We start from the raw sequence: 12,708 nt of genomic DNA, 5'->3' as shown, positions 1-12,708 counted from the left end.
TCAATTGGGTTCCACCAACTTAGCGATACGGCAAGACCAGTTGTTCAATTTATAAATTAGGACTCTTTCGGCTTGGCAGCCTCGCGCCGATTAAATCCGGCCACCATATCAAAGCGGAACAAGCGGCATTCCAGCGCACCGTTAAAAAATGGTGTTTTACGCGCTTCTTTCAAACGCAGCATTTTCGGCAAGGTTAAATCAGCGGTGAATAGAAATACCTGCCATCCAGCAAAGCGCTGCTTTAACGTGGTGCCGAACGAGCTAAAGAAGGAATTTGCCAACTCATCGGTTTCAAGTGTGCTGTCACCGCGCACCCCGATCCGCTCGCCATACGGCGGATTGGTCAACATGATGCCGGCGATTTCCGACGGAGGTGCTTGAATCTGCTGGGCTTCGATTTGTTTTAATGGGACTTCAAATTTAATGCCGGCTTTATTTAAATTATTGCGTGTCATGACGACCATATCGCCGGAGATATCGCTACCAAAAATCGTCGGTGCGCCGGTTACTTCTTTGATCTTGATTGCCGCTTTAATCGCTTTCCAACTTTGTTCGTCGTAATTGCCAAATTTTTCAAATGCAAATTCACGGTGCAAGCCCGGTGGAATACCGGCTAGCATTTGTGCTGCTTCCGCCAAGATTGTGCCGGAGCCGCACATCGGATCAAACAGCGTCATGCCCGGCTTCCAACCTGCTACGCGCAGCAGTCCAGCGGCTAAATTTTCGCGCAACGGCGCGTCGCCCGTTTCTAAGCGCCAGCCGCGTTTAAATAATGGCTCACCGGACGTATCAATGTACAACGTGAAATTACGCGCATCGAGAAAACCGACTAAGCGTATATCCGGCGTTTGGGTATCCACCGAAGGCCGGGCGTTGCATAAATCGCGGAAGCGATCACAGACCGCGTCTTTAATTTTTAAGGTGGTAAATTCCAAACTACGTAATGGCGATTTGATAGCGGTAACGTCCACGCGGATCGTGTGGTGAATACTGAACCAGTCTTCCCACGCTTGCTCCATGGTCAAATCGTAAATATCGTTTTCGTTGTTGTAGCTTTTGTGCGCCATGCGCAGCAACACGCGCGATGCAATGCGTGAATGCAAATTGACATGGTAAGCATCGAGCATTTCGCCCGAAAAATGCACGCCGCCAGGAACTTGATTGTGTACATGGATGGACGCGCTGTGCTGTGTTTTGATTTCGATCAGCTCGTCAGCTAAGGCTTGTTCCATGCCGCGCGGGCAAGGACAAAAATAGGAATGTCGTTGTGTCATGTTGGATACCCTTTATCCGTTAATTGCTTATATCAAGGTAGGACACTTTCTGAAAATGCGCTACCTGCTTGCTTTGAAACTCACTACGTTTTACTAATTTGCTACTTCATTACTTTAAAGCTGGATTTGACGCGAAAGCGCGCTCCAAGAAATCTAAGCGGTCTTGGCCCCAATACGGCTGATCTTCAAATACATACCAAGGCATACCAAACACATTGGCCGCGATGGCTTGTTGCGTGTGACGTTGGTATTCGGCTGCCACGCTGGCGGTATCGGCTGATTTGAGTAAAGCTGGGCCGTCTAATTCGATCTGCTCGGCCAACTCGATCAAGGTGCCACCGTCAGAAATATTCTTTTGCTCAGCCCAAATTGCGCGCATGATTTCCGTGCACAAATTCAAGGCGACTTCCGTGCCGTGCGTCAATTGCGTTGCGATCAATAGTTTAGACGCCAAATCGCCGGACACCGGAAAAAAAGCCGGTTGAATATTCATCGGAATCGCTAAAAACTCGCTCCAACGCTGCAATTCTTGCAATCGGTACGCTTGCCGCTGCGGCGCACGCTTAGCCAATGGAACACCGCCAGATGCGCCGAAGACCTGACCAATATCGACCGGCTTCATATCGATTTTGATGTTGTATTGCTGTGCCAATTTCAACAGTCGTTCGTGGCCCAAATACGACCACGGCGAAATTGGCGAGAAATAATACTCACACACTCGTACAGTTTTAGCGCCCATGGATAATCCTAGAAAGGTTTAACGACGACTAAACAAACGATGGCGAGTAACAAAACAACCGGGACTTCATTAAAGTAGCGGTACCAAACATGGCTACGTTGATTTTTGCCATGCTCAAATTTTTTCAGCAAACTACCGCACGCATGCTGGTAGCCGACAACTAAAATTACCAAGCCCAATTTAGCGTGCATCCACGCATTGCCGGGACCCAAACCGATGCCGTAATACAGGTACAAAATACCGCCGAGAATAATCGCAACCACGCTTAGTATTCCTGTGAAGCGGTATAACTTGCGCGCCATTTTTAATAGGCGCTCAGTCGCAGCGCCGGGACCTTCTTCGGCCAGATTGACAAAAATCCGTGGCAAATAAAACAAACCCGCAAACCAAGACGCAACGAAAACAATGTGCAATGCTTTAATCCACAACATGATTAATCCTTTAGTTTTAATGCCGACGTTTTTTGTTTAATCAAACCCACACTTAATTAACTGCGTACTTCTCCATGTCCAAAAACGATATATTTTACTGACGTTAAGCCATTCAAGCCGACCGGACCGCGCGCATGCAGCTTGTCGGTTGAAATACCAATTTCTGCTCCTAAACCAAATTCAAAACCATCCGCAAAGCGGGTTGAGGCGTTGACCATTACCGATGCAGAATCCACCTCGCGCATAAAGCGCAGCGCACGGGAATAATCTTCCGTAACGACCGTATCGGTGTGCTGCGACGAATAGGTGTTGATGTGCTCAATCGCTTCATCCAAATCCGCGACGACTTTGATCGCCAAAATTGGTGCTAAATATTCGGTGCTCCAATCAAGCTCTTGGGCTGCTGCCAAATGCGGGTAGCCATTGAGTATCGCCAATGCTTCTGGGTCACAACGCAATTCAACTTGTTTATCAGCGTATAGCGTCGCCAAAGTCGGCAAAATTTGCTCTGCAACCGAACGTGCGACCAACAATGTTTCCATCGTATTGCAGGTGCCGTAACGATGGCATTTAGCGTTAAAGGCGATATCGGCAGCTTTGCTTAAATCGGCTTTGTCATCGATATAAACGTGGCAGATTCCGTCCAGATGTTTAATCATCGGAACCGTGCCTTCTTTGATCAAACGTTCGATCAAACCTTTGCCGCCGCGCGGAACGATCACATCGACAAATTCTGGCATGGTAATTAATTGACCGACCGCAGCGCGATCGGTGGTTTCGATCACTTGCACGGCCTGCACTGGTAAGCCAGCACCGACCAAACCTTCTTGAACCAATTTAGCCAACGCTTGATTGCAATGAATTGCTTCCGAGCCGCCACGCAAAATCGTCGCGTTACCGCTCTTGATACACAAACCCGCCGCATCCACGGTCACGTTAGGACGCGCTTCGTAAATAATGCCGATCACGCCCAATGGAACGCGCATCTGGCCAACTTGAATCCCAGTCGGGCGGAATTTTAAATCGCTGATCTCACCAATCGGATCAGGCAAGGACGCAATTTGTAATAAGCCTTCGGCCATGGTGGTAATGGCTTTGTCCGACAAACTTAATCGGTCTAACAAGGCTGGAGCTAAGCCTTGCGCTTGGGCTGCATCTAAATCGCGCTGGTTGGCCGCACGTAGTTCAGCGGCATCTCGCAAAATTGCCGCGGAGATTAAACGCAACGCTTGATTTTTTTGCTCACTCGACGCGCGCGCCATCAAGCGACTTGCGCTTTTGGCTTGGCGTCCGACTTGCTGCATGTAGTGAGAGATATCCATAGTCATCATTAGTAAAAAATAAAAACAATAGCGCTTAGGCTGGGGGAATCAGCGTGCTGGCTGCGCTAACGAGAGCGATAACTGCAGCACCGCATCCCAGGCATCACCGGACATTTTTTTGACGCGCAAACCTTTAACCAACTTGTCGAGTTGCGCCACATTTTGCAAGGCGGTTTGCAACGCGCTTAAACTTAAGCGCCGCAAGGCTGGTTCCATTAAGCGTTCTTTGCCGCCCCAAATACGATGTTCTTTAAAGAGTACGGATAACGGTCGGCCTTCTTGTTGGCCGATCTTTAGTTTCAACAAAGTGCGGCACTCTTCGGCTAAGGCCCACAACACCAGCGGCAACGCTTCGCCCTCGCCTTTCAAACCGTCCAACATCCGCACCAAACGCGTCACATCGCCTTGCAACACGGCTTCGCTTAATTTGAACACATCGTAGCGCGCGACATTGAGCACCGCTTCCTGAATTTGTTCGCCCGACAAAGCGCCCGTTGGATAAAGCAAACCAAGCTTTTGGATTTCTTGATGAGCTGCGAGTAAATTACCTTCGACCCGATCAGCGATAAATTCAATCGCTTCGCGCTCGGCCGTTTGGCCTTGGTCTTTGAGTCCCCGCGCAATCCAGCCCGATAATTGGGCGCGCTCGACTAAAGGAATATCGAGATAAACTGCCGCTTCTTGCAAGCGCGTGACCCAAACTGATTTTTGACTCGCCCAATCTAATTTGGGTAGGCTAATAATTGTTACTGTATCTGGATTGGGATTGCTTTTTAATTGCGCGACGTAGTCTTGTAACGCTTGTCCGCCATCTTTGCCCGGCTTGCCGGTTGGAATACGCAGATCGATGATTTTTTTGTCACCGAATAGAGACAGGCTTTGATTGGCTGCTAATAAAGCGCCCCATTTAAAACTGCGCTCAACGGTTAAAATTTCACGCTCAACGAAGCCTTCGGCGCGAGCTTTGGCGCGGATTTTATCGAGCGCTTGCTGCGCCAATAAATGCTCGTCGCTACTGACAACGTATAAAGGCGCGAGGCCCTTGGCGAGTTGTGCGTCGAGTGCGTCAAAGCGAAGTTGCACGATTAATCCATCTTCAATACAGATAAACGACGCACCACCTGTTGCACTATATCGCCCTGCATATCTTTATATAACATCGCTTCTTCGGATGCTTTAGACAACACGACGTTTTCGTTATAACTAATCGTGCGATGCAAAACAATCGTTGTGGGCGGGAGATAAATCTTGCCGTAACTATTACGCACTTGGAAGGTTAAATAACTATTCAACGTGTATTCACGCACCAAGCCTTGAACGGTTAATGACAGAATGACTTTCTCTGGACGCTCGCTCAAAATTTGCAATACAACGTCGGCTTCATTTTCATTGTCGAGCAATTGAGTATTTGCCTGGCCGCGCAGGTTACGCCGAATCGCCGCGCCCATCGGCGTCGTTTCAGACCCCACCACAGCAATCGTTTTAAACGGAAACTCACTTGCGCCGCGCAGATGAAAACCACAGGCTGACAGCAAACAAGCAAGGGCCAGCAAGGCGCTCCAGATCAACCATTTCTTGTTCAACATTGAACGCACTTGCATCATGTTTATCTCGAATTTGTTAAAAATAAATGTCTATGTTGGGCCGCGCGTTACACCACAATGTTGATTAACTTCGCTGGCACAATGATGATCTTTTTCGGTGCGCCAGTTAAGAATTTTTGCACGTGCTCGTGTTGCAAGGCCAATGCTTCAATAGTCGCTTTATCTGCATCACGCGCCACTTTAACGGAGCCGCGTAATTTACCGTTGACTTGCACCATGTATTCGATCTCGTTTTGCACCAAAGCAGCTTCGTCCAACACTGGCCAAGGTGCGTTAATGATCTCAGCATGTTCAGTACCGCCCAAGCCTAATTCCTGCCACAGTGAATGACAAATATGCGGGCAAACTGGGTACAAGGAACGCAACAAAATACTGAATGCTTCTCTTAACGCTTCGGCATGTCCTGCGCCTTCGGCTTTAAATGCTTCAATAGCATTCAATAACTTCATCGCACCGGATACCACCGTGTTGTATTGCAGCTTTTCGTAATCGTAGTCAATTTGCTTCAAAGTCAAATGAACTTCGCGGCGCAAGGCTTTCACCGATTCTGCGTAGTCGTCAGTTGAACCGATTGTGCCGGCGCTGCGTATCGTTTCAACGTGCTTTAAGCCATTGGCCCACAAGCGACGCAGGTAACGCGCTGCACCTTCAACACCGGAGTCGCTCCACGCGGCGCTTTGGTCTGGAGGACCCGCAAACATGGTGAATAAGCGCGCAGTATCGGCGCCAAAGCGACTAATAATATCTTTCGGCTCAACGACGTTATTTTTGGACTTGGACATTTTCTCAATGCCGCCCATTTGCACCGCTTGTCCATCGCTCTTCAAACTGGCTGAAACTGGCCGACCTTTATCGTCAAAAGCCACTTCCACTTCGTTCGGGTAATACCACGTTTTTTTGCCAGAAGCGTCTTCGCGGAAGAACGATTCGTTCAACAACATGCCTTGCGTGAATAAGTTTTTGAACGGTTCATCAAACTTTACCAAGCCAATATCGCGCATCGCTTTGGTCCAAAAACGCGCATACAACAAATGCATGACCGCGTGCTCGACACCGCCAATGTACTGGTCCATCGCCATCCAATAATCATTGCGGCTATCAACCATCGTGGCAGCATCAGGACAGGTGTAACGCATGTAATACCAACTCGAATCGACGAAGGTATCCATCGTGTCGGTTTCGCGCTGCGCTGCTGCGCCGCATTTTGGACAAGGCACGTTTAAGAAATCAGCCCGCTGTTTTAATGGATTGCCGGAACCATCTGGAATACAGTCGGTTGGCAAAATCACGGGCAAATCTTTTTCTGGCACAGGAACTGAGCCGCAAGATTGGCAATGAATAATGGGGATCGGAGTACCCCAATAACGTTGACGACTGATACCCCAATCACGCAGGCGCCAAGTGGTTTTCTTTTCGCCCACACCCTTTGTCACTAACTCGGATGCCACTGCATTGATTGCTGCTTGAGTGGTCAGACCGTCATATTTGCCGGAATTAATTGTCACGCCGCGTTGTTTGTCGCCGTACCATTCTTGCCAAGCGTCTAAACTAAAAGTCTCCCCGTCGGCAGCGATTACTTGTTTAATCGCGATGTGGTATTTTTTCGCGAAAGCAAAGTCGCGCTCATCATGAGCTGGAACGCCCATTACCGCGCCGTCGCCGTAGGTCATCAATACATAATTACCAACCCAGACTTCAATCTGCTCGCCAGTTAACGGATGTGTGACGAATAAACCGGTCGGCAAACCTTCTTTTTCTTTGGTCGCCATTTCGGCTTCCGTGGTGCCGCCGGTTTTGCAAACCTCGATGAATTCAGCCAGCTTAGGATTTGTCTTGGCCGCCAAAGTCGCCAGCGGATGTTCGGCCGCCACCGCGCAAAAGGTCACGCCCATGATCGTATCGGCACGTGTGGTAAAGACGAATAATTGACCGTCTTGGATTAATGCGCCTTGTTCGTCTTTGATTTGATGCGAGAACGCAAAGCGCACGCCTTCGCTCTTACCTATCCAGTTGCGCTGCATGGTACGAACTTGATCGGGCCAACCGGTTAAGTCGTCGATACTGTTTAACAATTCGTCGGCGTATTGGGTGATACCGAAGTAGTAGCCGGGGATTTCACGTTTTTCCACCAACGCGCCGGAGCGCCAACCGCGACCATCGACCACCTGTTCATTGGCCAACACGGTTTGATCAATCGGGTCCCAGTTCACGACTTGGGTTTTTTTGTAAGCGATGCCTTTTTCTAACAGCTTCAAGAAAAACCATTGATTCCAGCGGTAATAATCGGGGTCGCAGGTTGCTACTTCGCGCGTCCAGTCAAATGCCAAACCTAGCGGTTGCATTTGCGATTTCATGTCGGCGATGTTGGCGTAAGTCCATTCGGCGGGTGATTTTTTGTAGGCGATCGCCGCGTTCTCCGCTGGCAGACCAAACGCATCCCAACCCATAGGCATTAAGACGTTGTAGCCCTTCATGCGTAATTGACGCGCGAGCATATCGTTGATGGTGTAATTACGCACGTGACCCATGTGTAGTTTGCCGGAGGGATATGGCAGCATGGAGCATGCGTAGTATTTACCTTTTGGAAAACGAGCGTCGTTTTCGGTAGTGCGATAAGCGTCGATTTTTTGCCAATGGGCTTGAGCTTGTTGCTCAACATCGGATGGGCTGTATTTTTCTTGCATGGGGTATTTCTTAACTTTGTGAATATCTAAAAAGTGGAACGCTGGAAATGCTGAATTTGGTCAAACAAAAGTAGCAAACGGCAAAACAATTAGGCTGACATTGAAGACATTTCAATTCAATCCCAGCACATCATTCATATCAAATAAGCCGCTGGATTTATGCTGTAAAAAACGCGCTGCGCGCAAACTGCCGTTAGCATAAGTCACGCGCGAAGAGGATTTATGTGAAATCTCCACTCGTTCGCCGATGCCAGCGAATAGCACCGTGTGATCGCCGACAATATCACCGCCGCGTATGGTTGCAAATCCGATGGACGATGGGTCGCGCTCGCCGGTTACACCTTCACGCGCATACACTGCCACATCGTTTAAATCGCGACCAATTGCGTTGGCGATGACTTCGCCCATTTTTAGTGCAGTTCCTGATGGGGCATCGACTTTATGGCGATGGTGGGCTTCGATGATTTCAATGTCGTAGCCTTCGGAGAAGCTCTTGGCTGCCATCTCTAACAGTTTCATGGTCACGGTCACACCAACACTCATGTTGGGCGCAAACACAATGCCAATTCGTTTGGAAGCCTCAGCGATGGCGGCTTTACCGGCCTCATCAAATCCTGTGGTCCCGATAATCATGTTGATGCCGTGCTCGACGCAAAAGGCCAGATGTTTTAACGTACCTTCTGGGCGCGTGAAATCGATCAAAGAGTCGGCGTCGGCTAAGGCGGTCGTTAAATCCGAGCTAATTAGGACATTGGATAATTTACCTGAAAATGCGGAGGCGTCTTGTCCAACTGCTGGACTCGTTGGCACATCGAGTGCGCCAACCAACTGCGTATCCGAAGCTGCATTCACCGCTTCAATCAGCATCTGCCCCATACGACCAGATGCGCCAGCAATCGCTATTTTTAATGGTGTTGAGGTCGAACTCACGTTACTCATCTTTTTTCGGTTTTGGTTTGTCGGATTTACGCTCTGTGTGTTCGATGGCGTCCACAATCGCCGCGTTGGTGATACGCGTTAAATATTCTTGCTCGTTGGGCAAATCACCGCGTTCAATCTTGGCAACCAAGCTTTTTTCAAAGAATACTGTTACCCGTGATGTAGTCAATTCACCGCTTGGTTTAAGCAGACGGAAAATATAATCCCAACGATCGGCATGAAACATATCGGTCAACAATGCAGTACCTAATAGGAAGCGGACTTGTTCACGCGTCATTCCCAGCTTGACTTGCGCCACCATTTCATTGGACACGAAGTTACCTTGCTGAATGGTGATGCGATACGGGGTAAAGATACCCAAGAATTTTTCGAAGCCAACTGGAACAACGGTTTTGGTGCTTAAATCTTCAGCGGGTGCGCTGGTCGCTGTGCCGGTCGATTGATCTGGTGTTGCTACTGAATTGGTGGCGCTTGGAGCGCTCGTTGCCGTGTTGGTAGTCGCCGGTGCAGCCACTTGAATTGGCGGATTTTGGCTAGCACAGCCTGCAAGCACTGCCAACACGCACGATATGAGATAGTATTTCGTATTACTTTTTTGCAACATTCGCATAAATAGCCTTAATTCATTGAGCAACAGGACGAAAACATTATATGATAAAGCAGATATCCAAGATTTAAGAAAAAAAATGCCTAATCCACCCAATCTAAAATCCAGCGGCTTAAAAGCCACCCTTCCGCGCTTAAAAATTTTGGAAATTTTCCAAAATAGCGAGGTTCGCCACCTTTCCGCTGAAGACGTTTATAAAATTTTATTAAACGACAACATCGATGTCGGTCTTGCGACTGTATATCGCGTTTTAACGCAGTTTGAGCAAGCGGAAATCCTGCATCGCAATCATTTTGAAACTGGCAAAGCCGTGTTTGAACTCAACCAAGGTTCACATCACGATCATTTGGTTTGCCTCAATTGTGGCAAGGTCGAAGAATTTTACGACGCTGAAATTGAATCGCGCCAACAATTAATTGCCACGCAACGTGGCTTTACGATTGCGGAACACTCCTTAGCGATTTACGGCAATTGCACCAAGGTTAATTGCCCAAATTTGACCTAACACTCAAAACTAAAGCCCAACCAAACAGCAGTTATGCCATTTAGTTGGGCTTTTTATCTTTAGCGCTTATTTCCACAGCTTATCGAACCGGAACAACCTGCTCCGCGTAGTCGTACAAAGCCGCCAAAATTTCTTCGTCGCGCTCGCTCGCGTCTTCGGACAAGCGATCAATTTCCGCAAAATAGTCATCCACCGTTAATGCGTTGGCGCTGCCATCAAAGAAGCGGCTGGCGCGTAAAGTATCCCAGCGCTGCACTTCCGATTCGCTCAAGCTGTCGGGGAAGTTACGGGCGCGGTAGCGGAATAGCAATTCACCTAAACGTGGGTCTTGGAATTCGGTCACGGTGCGCGCTAATTTATCGCCCGAGTAATTAACCAAATCCTGCAAGACACGCCGATCTGCATTGCCGATAAAGCCGTTATACAAATCTTGATCAACATCATTGACTGCGGCTTCTTCGCGGGTAAATACCTGCCGCCAGATCGCGTCCATATTTGGCAACTGGGCGGCGAATTCAGCATATTGCTGCGCTGTTTCAAGCGAAATACCCCATTGCGCGGCTTTTTCTGGCAACAAGGTTTTTAGGCTGCGAATCACAATCGGTGATTTGTTTAAATGGATGGTTTTAATCGGCAAGCGCGTCACACCTTCCGGTAGCGCATCGGCTTTGGAGAACATGCGCAAACGGATGCTATCGGCATTGAGTCCCAATAATTCGCGCGGGTCGTGCTGTAGATTCCAAACAATCACTTCATTTTTATTCGTTGGATGCATAGCCAATGGCCACGCGATGCAAGTGCAACCATGTTCCACCGGAATCATGCCGGTGATATGGATAAACGGGCGCTGTTCTGGCAGACCAATTTCGGCAGCAACTTTATCTTTTTTGTGTAATGAAAAGCAGAAATCAAATAGCTTAGGTTGAACCTGGCGTACCAGTTTTGCCAAGGCGATTGTTGCGCGCACATCCGATAAAGCATCGTGCGCGGATTCGTGCTCGATCCCGTTTGCGGCGCATAAATGTTCTAGCTTAAAACTGACTTTACCTTGTTCATTAAGCGGCCAAACAATGCCATCGGGACGCAAAGCATGGGTAGTGCGCAGCATATCCAAAATATCCCATCGTCCGCATTGGTTTTGCCATTCGCGCGCGTATGGATCGATCAAATTACGCCACAGCATAAAGCGGGTGATTTCATCGTCAAAGCGAATCGTGTTGTAGCCCACGCCAACTGTGCCGGGTTGAGAAAATTCACGGTTAATTTGTTGGGCGAATTGGTATTCCGGAATGCCGCGCTCCAAACATTCTTGCGGTGTAATCCCGGTAATTAAACAGGCTTGCGGTTCGGGCAAAAAGTCTGGCGCTGGTTGGCAATACCACATCATCGGTTCGCCAATAATGTTGAGCTCCGCATCGGTGCGAATCGCGGCAAACTGCGCCGGGCGGTCACGGCGGGTATTGGCGCCAAAGGTTTCGTAGTCGTGCCAAAGAAAAGTATGTTGTTGCATGCAAAACCTGTTGAGCGGGTGGGAGGTAGCCGCGCCGCATCACAGCGATGGGCGCTTAGCACTAATAACTGAGCGCATTAGATAACAATTTGGCAGTGATGTCGACAATGGGAATGACGCGCTCGTACGCCATACGAGTTGGGCCGATCACGCCGAGCGTACCGACGACTTTGCCATTGACTTGGTAGCTTGAGGTGACCACCGACATATCGTCCATCGGAACCAATTGCGATTCGCCGCCAATAAAAATCTGTACACCGCTGGCGCGACTGGACATGTCGAGCAAATTAATTAAGCCGGTTTTTTGCTCAAACAAATCAAATAATTGGCGCAATGAAGTCATGTTAGAGGACAGCTCGTTGACCTTAAGCAAATTGCGCTCGCCAGAAATCACTACTTCATCGCCTGCTTCGGCCATAGCATCACTTCCCGCTTGGACTGCCGCTTGCATCAACTTACTTAATTCGCTTTGCAATTGGCTGATTTCGCCTTGCAAACGTTGGCGCACTTCGGTCAACGCCATGCCAGAAAAGTGATGATTGATGTAGTTACCGGCTTGCACCAATTGGGCTGGGGTGTAATCAACTTCGGTCAGCAATAAGCGGTTCTGCACGTCGCCGTTGGGCGCAACAATAACCAATAAAATACGTTTCTCAGATAAGCGTAAAAATTCAATTTGCTGGAAAACACTCTCCGTGCGCGGCGTCATGACAACACCGGCAAAGTGCGATAAGGACGACAACATTTGCGCGGCATTAGTGATGATTTTTTGTTGCGGGTTATTGCCCGCTAACGATTGCATTTTGGATTCTAACGAAGCGATCTCACCGTGCTGTACCGTCAACAAGGTATCGACAAATACGCGGTAGCCACGCGGCGTGGGAATGCGTCCGGCTGACGTATGAGGACTCGAGACAAAGCCCATTTCCTCCAAATCGGCCATCACGTTACGGATCGTGGCTGGGGATAAATCCAATCCGGAGATTTTTGACAGCGCGCGCGAGCCGACGGGTTGTCCGTCAGCGATATAGCGCTCGACTAAGGCTTTGAGTAAGGTTTGAGCTCGGTTATCTAGTTGCATAGGAGTATTTTA

Annotated in this window: 12 protein-coding genes; 1 reads left to right on the top strand and 11 read right to left on the bottom strand. The window is 48.9% G+C overall.

Annotated elements, in window-relative coordinates; all coding sequences use genetic code 11:
* Positions 1-56 precede the first annotated feature (56 nt).
* From E2I14_RS05255 to E2I14_RS05215, 9 genes are all read right to left on the bottom strand, one after another.
* Entirely contained in the window at positions 57-1,274 is a 1,218-nt protein-coding gene (locus E2I14_RS05255; RefSeq protein ID WP_133326153.1) for a THUMP domain-containing class I SAM-dependent RNA methyltransferase, read from the bottom strand.
* A gap of 109 nt (positions 1,275-1,383) precedes the next feature.
* A complete protein-coding gene (locus tag E2I14_RS05250) occupies positions 1,384-2,013 on the bottom strand; it encodes a 2-hydroxychromene-2-carboxylate isomerase (RefSeq protein ID WP_133326151.1) in 630 nt (209 codons plus the stop codon).
* Between the two features lie 8 nt (positions 2,014-2,021).
* A complete protein-coding gene (locus E2I14_RS05245; protein WP_133326149.1) occupies positions 2,022-2,444 on the bottom strand; it encodes a CopD family protein in 423 nt (140 codons plus the stop codon).
* A gap of 56 nt (positions 2,445-2,500) precedes the next feature.
* Positions 2,501-3,766, bottom strand: a complete 1,266-nt coding sequence (locus E2I14_RS05240) for a glutamate-5-semialdehyde dehydrogenase (protein ID WP_133326147.1) — start codon at positions 3,764-3,766, stop codon at positions 2,501-2,503.
* Between the two features lie 48 nt (positions 3,767-3,814).
* The gene (holA, locus tag E2I14_RS05235; protein ID WP_133326145.1) at positions 3,815-4,849 is read right to left on the bottom strand and encodes a DNA polymerase III subunit delta; all 1,035 of its coding nucleotides are present in this window, start codon (positions 4,847-4,849) and stop codon (positions 3,815-3,817) included.
* Between the two features lie 2 nt (positions 4,850-4,851).
* A complete protein-coding gene (locus tag E2I14_RS05230) occupies positions 4,852-5,370 on the bottom strand; it encodes an LPS-assembly lipoprotein LptE (RefSeq protein ID WP_227544601.1) in 519 nt (172 codons plus the stop codon).
* 47 nt (positions 5,371-5,417) lie between these two features.
* Entirely contained in the window at positions 5,418-8,054 is a 2,637-nt protein-coding gene (leuS, locus tag E2I14_RS05225; RefSeq protein ID WP_133326143.1) for a leucine--tRNA ligase, read from the bottom strand.
* Positions 8,055-8,165: 111 nt separating this feature from the next.
* A complete protein-coding gene (gene dapB / locus E2I14_RS05220; protein ID WP_133326141.1) occupies positions 8,166-8,993 on the bottom strand; it encodes a 4-hydroxy-tetrahydrodipicolinate reductase in 828 nt (275 codons plus the stop codon).
* Positions 8,986-9,597: an outer membrane protein assembly factor BamE gene (locus E2I14_RS05215; protein ID WP_133326140.1), complete on the bottom strand. Its 612-nt coding sequence runs from the start codon at positions 9,595-9,597 to the stop codon at positions 8,986-8,988. The genes dapB and E2I14_RS05215 overlap by 8 nt, the downstream gene beginning before the upstream one ends.
* Before the next feature lie 82 nt (positions 9,598-9,679).
* Here E2I14_RS05215 and fur point away from each other — a divergent pair, with 82 nt between their 5' ends.
* Positions 9,680-10,105 (top strand): ferric iron uptake transcriptional regulator, encoded by a 426-nt coding sequence (fur, locus tag E2I14_RS05210; protein ID WP_133326138.1) that lies wholly within the window; start codon positions 9,680-9,682, stop codon positions 10,103-10,105.
* A 79-nt stretch (positions 10,106-10,184) separates the two neighbouring features.
* On the opposite strand, the gene sbcB is transcribed toward fur, so the two are convergent.
* On the bottom strand, positions 10,185-11,615 hold the full coding sequence (gene sbcB, locus E2I14_RS05205; protein ID WP_133326136.1) for an exodeoxyribonuclease I: 1,431 nt from the start codon (positions 11,613-11,615) through the stop codon (positions 10,185-10,187).
* 61 nt (positions 11,616-11,676) lie between these two features.
* Positions 11,677-12,696: a heat-inducible transcriptional repressor HrcA gene (hrcA, locus tag E2I14_RS05200; RefSeq protein WP_133326134.1), complete on the bottom strand. Its 1,020-nt coding sequence runs from the start codon at positions 12,694-12,696 to the stop codon at positions 11,677-11,679.
* Between the last annotated feature and the right edge of the window lie 12 nt (positions 12,697-12,708).

The sequence above is a fragment of the Sapientia aquatica genome (genome assembly GCF_004358105.1).
Classification (GTDB): domain Bacteria; phylum Pseudomonadota; class Gammaproteobacteria; order Burkholderiales; family Burkholderiaceae_D; genus Solimicrobium; species Solimicrobium aquaticum.
This window is presented reverse-complemented; position numbering and strand designations above follow the sequence as displayed.

What these genes read in the sequence shown, in the direction of transcription:
- E2I14_RS05255 (WP_133326153.1), bottom strand. Translation starts at nt 1,274, where the DNA reads ATGACACAACGACATTCCTATTTTTGTCCTTGCCCGCGCGGCATGGAA.
- E2I14_RS05250 (WP_133326151.1), bottom strand. Translation starts at nt 2,013, where the DNA reads ATGGGCGCTAAAACTGTACGAGTGTGTGAGTATTATTTCTCGCCAATT.
- E2I14_RS05245 (WP_133326149.1), bottom strand. Translation starts at nt 2,444, where the DNA reads ATGTTGTGGATTAAAGCATTGCACATTGTTTTCGTTGCGTCTTGGTTT.
- E2I14_RS05240 (WP_133326147.1), bottom strand. Translation starts at nt 3,766, where the DNA reads ATGGATATCTCTCACTACATGCAGCAAGTCGGACGCCAAGCCAAAAGC.
- E2I14_RS05230 (WP_227544601.1), bottom strand. Translation starts at nt 5,370, where the DNA reads ATGATGCAAGTGCGTTCAATGTTGAACAAGAAATGGTTGATCTGGAGC.
- leuS (WP_133326143.1), bottom strand. Translation starts at nt 8,054, where the DNA reads ATGCAAGAAAAATACAGCCCATCCGATGTTGAGCAACAAGCTCAAGCC.
- dapB (WP_133326141.1), bottom strand. Translation starts at nt 8,993, where the DNA reads ATGAGTAACGTGAGTTCGACCTCAACACCATTAAAAATAGCGATTGCT.
- E2I14_RS05215 (WP_133326140.1), bottom strand. Translation starts at nt 9,597, where the DNA reads ATGTTGCAAAAAAGTAATACGAAATACTATCTCATATCGTGCGTGTTG.
- fur (WP_133326138.1), top strand. Translation starts at nt 9,680, where the DNA reads ATGCCTAATCCACCCAATCTAAAATCCAGCGGCTTAAAAGCCACCCTT.
- sbcB (WP_133326136.1), bottom strand. Translation starts at nt 11,615, where the DNA reads ATGCAACAACATACTTTTCTTTGGCACGACTACGAAACCTTTGGCGCC.
- hrcA (WP_133326134.1), bottom strand. Translation starts at nt 12,696, where the DNA reads ATGCAACTAGATAACCGAGCTCAAACCTTACTCAAAGCCTTAGTCGAG.